Here is a 7,889-nt window from a genome sequence, read left to right as displayed (position 1 = left end):
TGCAGGGCGCGCCGACGAAGCGGTGCGGCTCGCGGCGCTCGCGCAGCGGCGCTGGCCGGCGTCGCACGCGGCGATCGTCGAGCATCTTCAGGCACTGATCGCGGCGCGCCGTTTCGCCGACGCGCAGGCGCAGGCGCGCGCGCAGGCGAAGGCCGACCCCGAGCAGCCGGACTGGTGGGACTATCTCGCGAAGGCGAGCGACGGCAAGGGCGACGTGCTGGCGCGGCGCCGCGCGCTCGCGGAGAAGCTTGCGCTCGACGGTGCGTGGCCGTCGGCGATTCGTCAGTTGAAGGAAGCGCGCGACGCGAAGGACGTCTCGTTCTACGAGCAGTCGATGATCGGTGCACGGCTGCTGGAATTCGAGGCGCGCTACAAGGAAGAGCGCGACGACGAGAAGAACGGCCGCGGGTAGCGTCCGGCGCGCGCCGGGCGCGCGAAGCCGCTGCGGGTCAGGCGTCGCCGCCGGCCGCGTCGCGGGCCTGTCGTGCCGGGCTGGCGACGTAGCCGAACCGTGCAGGCACGTCCGCGCAGACGATGCTGCCGAGCGGCAGCGTGCGGCCGTCGCGCCAGCGCAGTACCGGCGGTGCGGCGTCGAAATCCGCGTGATCGGCGAACAGCCCGAGATCGTGATCGTGCAGCGCCGCGATGCGCGGCGCCGTGCCGGCCGAGCGAAACAGCACGCCGCCCGCGTCGTCGAGCCATGCTTCGTCCGGTTCGAACGGCGTACCGGTCTGGTCGGTGAGCGCGAGTTGCCCGTCGCGTTCGGCCAGGCGGACGACCCACGGCGTATAGGCAAGCTCGACGTACACGCGCTGCGGTCCGTTCTGGAAGAACCACTGGCCCTGCGCGTCGCATTCGTAGTTGCGGCCGATGAACGCGTTCAGCGCCGCATGCCGGATCGGCGAGCCGAGCTCGCCGGCCGCCTGGGCCGCGTCGTCGCGCAGCCGCCATTCGCCGCGCCGGTCGAGCAGCAGCCAGCCGGTGCAGTGCGGCACGTTCGGCCATTTGGCGAGGGCCTGCCTGACGATGTCATCCATGGTCGACGAATTTGGAGCAATAGCCGAACACCCGCGCCGACAGCCAGTCGAGACGGCCGGGGAACGGCCCGGTCATGAACCCCGCGTGTCCGCCGTCCGCGGGCTGGTCGAGCTCGACGGCCGGCGATACGTCGGCCGGGCCCGGCAGCGCGGACTCGGGCAGGAACGGGTCGTTGCGGGCGTTGAGGATCAGCGTCGGCACGTCGATCGCCGGCAGCAGCGGCCGGGTCGTCGCCTTCGTCCAGTAGTCGTCCGCGTCCGCGAAACCGTGCAGCGGGGCGGTCACGACCTCGTCGAAGTCGCGCATCGTCACGGCCTGCAGCATCGCTTCACGGTCGAACAACCCCGGATACTGGTCGAGCTTCGCGAGCGCCTTGCGCTTGAGCGTCTTCAGGAAGCTGCGCGTGTAGACCATCGCGAAGCCTTGCGACAGCGCGCGCCCGCCCGCGTGCACGTCGATCGGCGTCGAGATCGCGGCGGCCGCCCGCAGGATCGACGTGTCGCTGCGATGCTCGCCGAGCCAGCGCAGCAGCACGTTGCCGCCGAGCGACACGCCGGCCGCAACCAGCGGCCCGCGATGCTGCGTGGCGAGCCGGCGCAGGATCCAGTCGACTTCGGCGCTGTCGGCGAGATGGTAGAAGCGTGGCTGGCGGTTGATCTCGCCGCTGCAACTGCGAAAGTGCGGGACGACCGCGTGCCAGCCCTTTGCGCGCGCGGCGGCCATCATCGCGAGCGCGTAGTGCGAGCCCGAGCTGCCTTCGAGGCCGTGGAACAGCACGAACAGCGGCGCATCGGGCGGCGGCGCCGCGCTGTCGAGATGCGCGACCCAGTCGAGATCGATGAAATCGTGGTCGGGGGTTTCCCATCGCTCTCGTCGGTAAGCGACGGCCGGGCGCCGTGCGAACAGCGCGGGCACGATGGTCTGGGCATGGCTGTTCGGCAGCCAGCGCGGTGCGCGATAGCGCGATGAATCGTCGTTGGGGGCCGGGGCCCCGGTCAGCGGCGAGGTGGGCGGAGAAGCCGTACTCATGATCGCCCCGCTAATGCGTTGCTTCGTTCTTCGTCAGTGCAGCGGACCCTGCCCGTGACGGATCTTCGCGGCGAATTGTCCGGCCGCCTGTTCGGGAATCGGGCTCGCGTGAATATGCGCGATGCGCCACTCGCCGCGCTCGTGAATCATCACGTACGTGGCGAAAACCATGTCGGGTTCGGCCGTCAGGTCGGCCTGCTGATGCGCTTCGGCGATCGTATAGACGACCGTGCCGAGGCTGTCGTACACACGGATGTCGAGCGGCTCGATCGTCACGGGGCGCGTGGCGAGCCGGTTGGCGAGCCCGCTGCGGATCTGGTCGAGGCCGTGCAGATGCTCGCCGTCCGCCCATACGCAGCTGGCGAAATCCTCGTCGATCCACAAACCCAGCAGCGCGTCGAGATTGGCATCGGCGACGGCCTGGTAGTAGGCGTTCAGCGTATCGGCGGCGGCTTCGAAGAGGCGGGCAAAACGTGGCATCGGGGTTATCTCTCGCGCGCGTCGCGCGCCGTATTCAGCACGGCGGCCCGGATGGAGCCGCCGTACACCGGTGAATCGGATTGCCCGGCGCGTCGTGCGACGCTGCCGGCCAGGGTCAGCGTTGCCCGACGAGCATGCCGCGCAAATCGCCGAATACCTGCTCGGGACCGAGTTCGCGCAGGCACTTCAGGTGGCCGAGCGGGCACTCACGTTCGAAGCAGGGACTGCATTCGAGATGGAGCCATTGTACCTTCGCCAGGTCCGACAGCGGAGGGGTGTGGCGCGGATCCGTCGAGCCGTACAGCGCGACGAGCGGCCGGCGCAGCGCGGCGGCGACGTGCATCAGCCCCGAATCGTTGGTGACCACCGCGTTCGCGCGCGCGATCAGCGCGCATGCCTCCGACAGCGACGTCTGCCCGCACAGGTTGCGCACGTTCGGCGCGTGGTCGGCGATCGCCTGCGCGGCCGCGGCGTCCTTCTGCGAGCCGAGCGCGACGATCTGCGTGTACGGGAACGACTGGTGGACGATGGTGGCGAGCGACGCGAAGTGCTCGGGCGGCCAGCGCTTGGCCGGGCCGTATTCTGCGCCGGGGCAGAACACGACGAGCGGCTTGCGGGTGTCGAGGTTGAAGCGCGCGGACACGCGCGCCGTCTCGTTCAGGTCCGCGTCGAGGCGCGGCGCGGGCAGCGTCTTCATCGACTCGGGCAGCTTCGCGCCCGGCGCGTACGCGAGCGCCGCGTAGTGGGTCGTCATCGGCGGCCGCTCGCCCGACTTGGTCGGGTTCGCGTGCCGCACGTTCAGCAGCCCGTAGCGGTGCTCGCCCGTGTAGCCGATCCGCAGCGGGATGTTCGCGAGCCACGGGATCACCGCGGATTTCAGCGAATTCGGCAGCACGTACGCCGCGTCGTAGCCGACGTCGCGCAGGTCGCTCGCGAGTTGCCAGCGGCGCAGCAGCTGCAGCTTGCCGTGCGCGAGATCGGTCGCGTAGACATCGTGGATCTCGGGCATCCGCTCGAGCACGGGCGCGACCCACGAGGGTGCGACGGCATCGATCGCGATGCGGGGATGGAGCTTCTTCAGCAGCGCAAAAAGCGGCTGCGCCATCAATGCGTCACCGATCCAGTTCGGTGCGATAACCAGCGCTCGACGCATCAGGTCGACTTCCGATGTCTTGATGAAGCGCGGCGCGCAGGCGCCGCGTTCGGGTTGCCAGAATGGAGAACGGCGGCGCGCCGGAAGCCCGGCTGCGCCGCCTTGGGTCGGCGGGCCTGCAAGCCTGCAGGCCCGGCCGCCGGGGCTCAGTGGCCCTTGACGACCTCGCCGTCGCGCAGCTTGTAGCGCGTGCCGCAGTACGGGCAGCGTGCTTCGCCGTGCGAGACGTCGATGAAGACGCGCGGGTGCGCGCTCCAGCGCGCCATGGCCGGGTTCGGGCAGTACGCGGGAAGATCCTTGGCCGTCAGCTCGACCAGCGGCATTTCCTTGATTTCACTCATGAGACTTTCTCTTATCACTCTTTTGTGGGGCGGTCGGTGGCGCGGCGCGCTCAGACCTTCGTCAGCCAGTGCGCGTACTTCGCGTTCTTGCCCGACACGATATCGAAAAACGCCGACTGGAGCTTTTCCGTGACCGGGCCGCGCGCGCCGCTGCCGATCGTGCGGTTGTCGAGCTCGCGGATCGGCGTGACTTCGGCGGCCGTGCCGGTGAAGAACGCCTCGTCGGCCGTGTAGACCTCGTCGCGCGTGATGCGCTTCTCGATCACCTCGATGCCGGCGTCCTTCGCGAGCGTGATGACCGTGTCGCGCGTGATGCCGTCGAGGCACGACGACAGGTCGGGCGTGTACAGCTTGCCGTTGTTCACCAGGAAGAAGTTTTCGCCGGAGCCTTCCGACACGTAGCCGTCGACGTCGAGCAGCAGCGCCTCGTCGTAGCCGTCGGCCGTTGCTTCCTGGTTCGCCAGGATCGAGTTCACGTACCAGCCCGACGCCTTCGCGCGGACCATCGACACGTTCACGTGGTGGCGCGTGAACGACGACGTCTTCACGCGGATGCCCTTCGCGAGGCCTTCCTCGCCGAGGTACGCGCCCCACGGCCATGCGGCGATCGCGACGTGGATCGTGTTGCCCTTCGCGGCCACGCCGAGCTTTTCCGAGCCGACCCAGATGATCGGGCGCAGGTAGCACGACTCGAGCTTGTTCTCGCGCACGACTTCCAGCTGCGCGGCTTCGAGCGTTTCCCGGTCGAACGGCACGTCCATCTGGAAGATCTTCGCCGAATTCAGCAGACGTTTCGTGTGCTCGTACAGACGGAAGATCGCGGTGCTGCCGTCAGCCGACTTGTACGCGCGCACGCCCTCGAAGACACCCATGCCGTAGTGCAGCGTATGGGTCAGGACGTGGATCTTGGCGTCGCGCCAGTCGATCAGCTTGCCGTCCATCCAGATCTTGCCGTCGCGGTCGGCCATTGACATAGGATTCTCCTGGGAAGCAGTTGTACAGCGGGTTGTATGCAGCGTTGAGCCGGAAAGACGCTTATTTTAGCGTCATTTGCCGGCGATCCGGTCGGTCGGCTCGGGGCCGGCGCTATAATCGCCCGGTACCGATTCCAATAACGACGGGTCGTACCGGCAGGAGGCGCCGGCGGCCCGACGAACCGCCCGCCGCGGCCCGCTTCCCATGCTCGCTCGATTGTCCGCCACCGACCGCTTCGCGCTGATCCAGGGCGCGCGCGACTATTCCCCGACGCTGATGGCGATTCTCTCGTGGGGGCTCGTCACCGGCATCGCGATGAGCAAGTCGGTCATGACGCTCGCGCAGGCGAGCGCGATGTCGCTGCTGGTCTACGCGGGCTCGTCGCAGCTTGCGGTGCTGCCGCTCCTCGCGGCGAAGCTGCCGATCTGGACCATCCTGCTCACGGCCGCGATGGTCAACACGCGCTTCGTGATCTTCAGCGCCGGGCTTGCGCCCCATTTCTCCTACCTGCCGCTGTGGCGGCGCCTGGCGATCGGCTATTTCAACGGCGACGTGATCTACCTGCTGTTCCAGAAACAGGGCTTCGCCTACGGTCACGTGCCCGGCAAGGAAGCGTATTTCTGGGGGATGGCGCTCGCGAGCTGGCTGTCGTGGCAGGTGTCGTCGCTCGCCGGCATCCTGCTCGCGAGCTTCTTTCCCGCGAGCTGGGGGCTGGAGCTGGCCGGCACGCTCGCGCTGATCCCGATCATGGTGTCGGCGGTCGCGAACCGCTCGACGCTCGCGGCCGTCGCGGTCGCGGGCATCGTGTCGCTGGTCGCGTTCGACCTGCCGTACCGGCTCGCGCTGCCGCTCGCGGTGCTCGCCGCGCTCGCGGCCGGCTGCACGGCCGACTTCTTCGTTGAACGGGCCGACTGGCGGCGCATCCGCACCGAAACCGTGCACGAGAAGGAGATCGAATGAGCGCGACGGAGATCTGGATCGTCATCATCGGGATGACGATCGTCACGGCGGTCACGCGTGCGCTGTTCCTGATCGGCGGCGAGCGCACCGTGCTGCCCGAACGCGCGCAGCGGGCGCTACGCTACGCGCCGGCCGCAGCGCTCGTCGCCGTCGTGCTGCCCGACGTGCTCGAAACGCCGGCCGGGCTGTCGTTCGCGCTGTCCAACCATCCGTTTTACGCGTCGCTCGCCGGCCTCGGCTGGTTTTTGTGGCGCCGCAGCATGCTCGGCACGATCGTCGTTGGGATGCTCGTGTTCACCGCGCTGCGCCTGATCTTCTGATGAGCCGCCGTTCAGGCCCGCCGGGCACCGGCCGCTCGCGCAGGTGCATTGCTGCGGTGCGGCAATGTGTCCGTTCCCGCGCGCGATCCCAAATAGGCGGAATTCGCCGCCGCACGGGTCAGTCTGCCAGGTGGATCGGCTAGAATGCCCGTTCGAGATTTTTTACCCGTGCGCGTCATGCGAACCGCCAGCCACGGCCGCATCCGGCGCCCTTTCGCGGCAGCCCGCGCACGTCCAGCGTGAACCCCCTTTCCCCATCCACTACTTCAATCTGTTCAACATGAGCCAAGTCAAGCGTCTTACCGACCTGATCGCCGCCGGCCAGCTCGCCGGCAAGCGGGTATTCATCCGCGCCGACCTGAACGTCCCGCAGGACGACCAGGGCAACATCACCGAGGACACGCGCGTGCGCGCGTCCGTGCCGGCCATCCAGGCCGCGCTCGACGCCGGCGCGGCCGTGATGGTCACGTCGCACCTGGGCCGTCCGACCGAAGGCGAATTCAAGCCGGAAGATTCGCTCGCGCCGGTCGCGAAGCGCCTCGCCGAGTTGCTCGGCCGTGACGTGCCGCTCGTCTCGAACTGGGTCGAGAACGGCGTGAACGTCGCGCCGGGGCAGGTCGTACTGCTCGAGAACTGCCGCGTGAACAAGGGCGAGAAGAAGAATTCGGACGAGCTCGCGCAGAAGATGGCGAAGCTCTGCGACGTGTACGTGAACGACGCGTTCGGCACCGCGCACCGCGCGGAAGCGACCACGCACGGGATCGCGAAGTACGCGCCGGTCGCGTGCGCGGGCCCGCTGCTGGCCGCCGAACTCGACGCGCTCGGCAAGGCGCTCGGCAACCCGGCCCGCCCGCTGGTGGCGATCGTCGCCGGCTCGAAGGTGTCGACTAAGCTCACCATCCTGAAGTCGCTGGCCGGCAAGGTCGACCAGCTGATCGTCGGCGGCGGCATCGCGAACACGTTCATGCTCGCGGCCGGCCTGTCGATCGGCAAGTCGCTCGCGGAAGCCGACCTCGTCAACGAGGCGAAGGCGATCATCGACGAAGCGCGCGAGCGCGGCGCGTCGGTGCCGATCCCGACCGACGTCGTGACGGCCAAGGAATTCTCGCCGACGGCCGTGGCCACGGTGAAGCAGGTCGCCGACATCGAAGCGGACGACATGATCCTCGACATCGGCCCCGATACGGCGAAGGCGCTCGCGAGCCAGCTCGAGAAGGCCGGCACGATCGTGTGGAACGGCCCGGTCGGCGTGTTCGAGTTCGACCAGTTCGGCAACGGCACCAGGACGCTCGCGGAAGCGATCGCCAAATCGTCCGCGTTCTCGATCGCGGGCGGCGGCGACACGCTCGCGGCCATCGCGAAGTACGGCATCCACGACCAGGTCAGCTACATCTCGACGGGCGGCGGCGCCTTCCTCGAGTTCCTCGAGGGGAAGAAGCTGCCGGCGGTGGAAGTGCTCGAAACGCGGGCGGCCTGAGCGTGGCGGCGCGCGCAGGGGTGATGAAGGCCGCGCGCTCCGCGAAAGCGGAGCAGCCGGCCGGCGCGGGCAAGCGCAAACGCGCGCCCGCGCGGGCGAACACCGCCCCGCGCGCA

Annotated in this window: 9 protein-coding genes and 1 pseudogene; 4 read left to right on the top strand and 6 right to left on the bottom strand. The window is 68.7% G+C overall.

Annotated elements, in window-relative coordinates:
• Positions 1 to 412: pseudogene (locus DPV74_RS36880) on the top strand (M48 family peptidase); the annotation flags it as partial.
• Positions 413 to 449: 37 nt separating this feature from the next.
• Here the strand turns inward: DPV74_RS36880 and DPV74_RS36875 are convergent.
• The 6 genes from DPV74_RS36875 to DPV74_RS36850 form a co-directional block, all read right to left on the bottom strand.
• Positions 450 to 1,037: a DUF2946 family protein gene (locus DPV74_RS36875; RefSeq protein ID WP_027789222.1), complete on the bottom strand. Its 588-nt coding sequence runs from the start codon at positions 1,035 to 1,037 to the stop codon at positions 450 to 452.
• A complete protein-coding gene (locus DPV74_RS36870; protein ID WP_059699978.1) occupies positions 1,030 to 2,067 on the bottom strand; it encodes a hydrolase in 1,038 nt (345 codons plus the stop codon). Before DPV74_RS36870 ends, DPV74_RS36875 begins: the two co-directional genes overlap by 8 nt.
• Positions 2,068 to 2,100: 33 nt before the next feature.
• Positions 2,101 to 2,547, bottom strand: a complete 447-nt coding sequence (locus DPV74_RS36865) for a nuclear transport factor 2 family protein (RefSeq protein WP_006749968.1) — start codon at positions 2,545 to 2,547, stop codon at positions 2,101 to 2,103.
• A 115-nt stretch (positions 2,548 to 2,662) separates the two neighbouring features.
• Entirely contained in the window at positions 2,663 to 3,700 is a 1,038-nt protein-coding gene (gene waaF / locus DPV74_RS36860; RefSeq protein ID WP_027785312.1) for a lipopolysaccharide heptosyltransferase II, read from the bottom strand.
• Between the two features lie 146 nt (positions 3,701 to 3,846).
• Positions 3,847 to 4,041 carry a zinc-finger domain-containing protein gene (locus tag DPV74_RS36855; RefSeq protein WP_006749970.1) on the bottom strand — a complete coding sequence of 65 codons (195 nt, stop codon included), beginning with the start codon at positions 4,039 to 4,041 and terminating at the stop codon, positions 3,847 to 3,849.
• Positions 4,042 to 4,091: 50 nt separating this feature from the next.
• Positions 4,092 to 5,015, bottom strand: coding sequence for a branched-chain amino acid transaminase (locus DPV74_RS36850; protein WP_011353071.1), 924 nt, complete (start codon positions 5,013 to 5,015; stop codon positions 4,092 to 4,094).
• A gap of 205 nt (positions 5,016 to 5,220) precedes the next feature.
• On the opposite strand from DPV74_RS36850, the gene DPV74_RS36845 reads away from it, so the two are divergent.
• From DPV74_RS36845 to DPV74_RS36835, 3 genes are all read left to right on the top strand, one after another.
• On the top strand, positions 5,221 to 5,976 hold the full coding sequence (locus tag DPV74_RS36845; protein WP_059495379.1) for an AzlC family ABC transporter permease: 756 nt from the start codon (positions 5,221 to 5,223) through the stop codon (positions 5,974 to 5,976).
• Entirely contained in the window at positions 5,973 to 6,296 is a 324-nt protein-coding gene (locus DPV74_RS36840) for an AzlD domain-containing protein (RefSeq protein WP_027789225.1), read from the top strand. Before DPV74_RS36845 ends, DPV74_RS36840 begins: the two co-directional genes overlap by 4 nt.
• A 280-nt stretch (positions 6,297 to 6,576) precedes the next feature.
• Positions 6,577 to 7,773: a phosphoglycerate kinase gene (locus DPV74_RS36835; protein WP_060199198.1), complete on the top strand. Its 1,197-nt coding sequence runs from the start codon at positions 6,577 to 6,579 to the stop codon at positions 7,771 to 7,773.
• Positions 7,774 to 7,889: the final 116 nt, after the last annotated feature.

This window comes from Burkholderia sp. HAN2018, assembly GCF_024704855.1.
Lineage (GTDB): Bacteria > Pseudomonadota > Gammaproteobacteria > Burkholderiales > Burkholderiaceae > Burkholderia > Burkholderia cepacia.
The sequence above is the reverse complement of the archived record's forward strand: the minus strand, read 5'-3'. Positions and strand labels throughout refer to the sequence as shown.

Excerpts from the sequence above, each read along its gene's own strand:
- DPV74_RS36855 (WP_006749970.1), bottom strand. The coding sequence starts at position 4,041 with ATGAGTGAAATCAAGGAAATGCCGCTGGTCGAGCTGACGGCCAAGGAT.
- DPV74_RS36865 (WP_006749968.1), bottom strand. The coding sequence starts at position 2,547 with ATGCCACGTTTTGCCCGCCTCTTCGAAGCCGCCGCCGATACGCTGAAC.
- DPV74_RS36870 (WP_059699978.1), bottom strand. The coding sequence starts at position 2,067 with ATGAGTACGGCTTCTCCGCCCACCTCGCCGCTGACCGGGGCCCCGGCC.
- waaF (WP_027785312.1), bottom strand. The coding sequence starts at position 3,700 with ATGCGTCGAGCGCTGGTTATCGCACCGAACTGGATCGGTGACGCATTG.
- DPV74_RS36850 (WP_011353071.1), bottom strand. The coding sequence starts at position 5,015 with ATGTCAATGGCCGACCGCGACGGCAAGATCTGGATGGACGGCAAGCTG.
- DPV74_RS36840 (WP_027789225.1), top strand. The coding sequence starts at position 5,973 with ATGAGCGCGACGGAGATCTGGATCGTCATCATCGGGATGACGATCGTC.
- DPV74_RS36835 (WP_060199198.1), top strand. The coding sequence starts at position 6,577 with ATGAGCCAAGTCAAGCGTCTTACCGACCTGATCGCCGCCGGCCAGCTC.
- DPV74_RS36875 (WP_027789222.1), bottom strand. The coding sequence starts at position 1,037 with ATGGATGACATCGTCAGGCAGGCCCTCGCCAAATGGCCGAACGTGCCG.
- DPV74_RS36845 (WP_059495379.1), top strand. The coding sequence starts at position 5,221 with ATGCTCGCTCGATTGTCCGCCACCGACCGCTTCGCGCTGATCCAGGGC.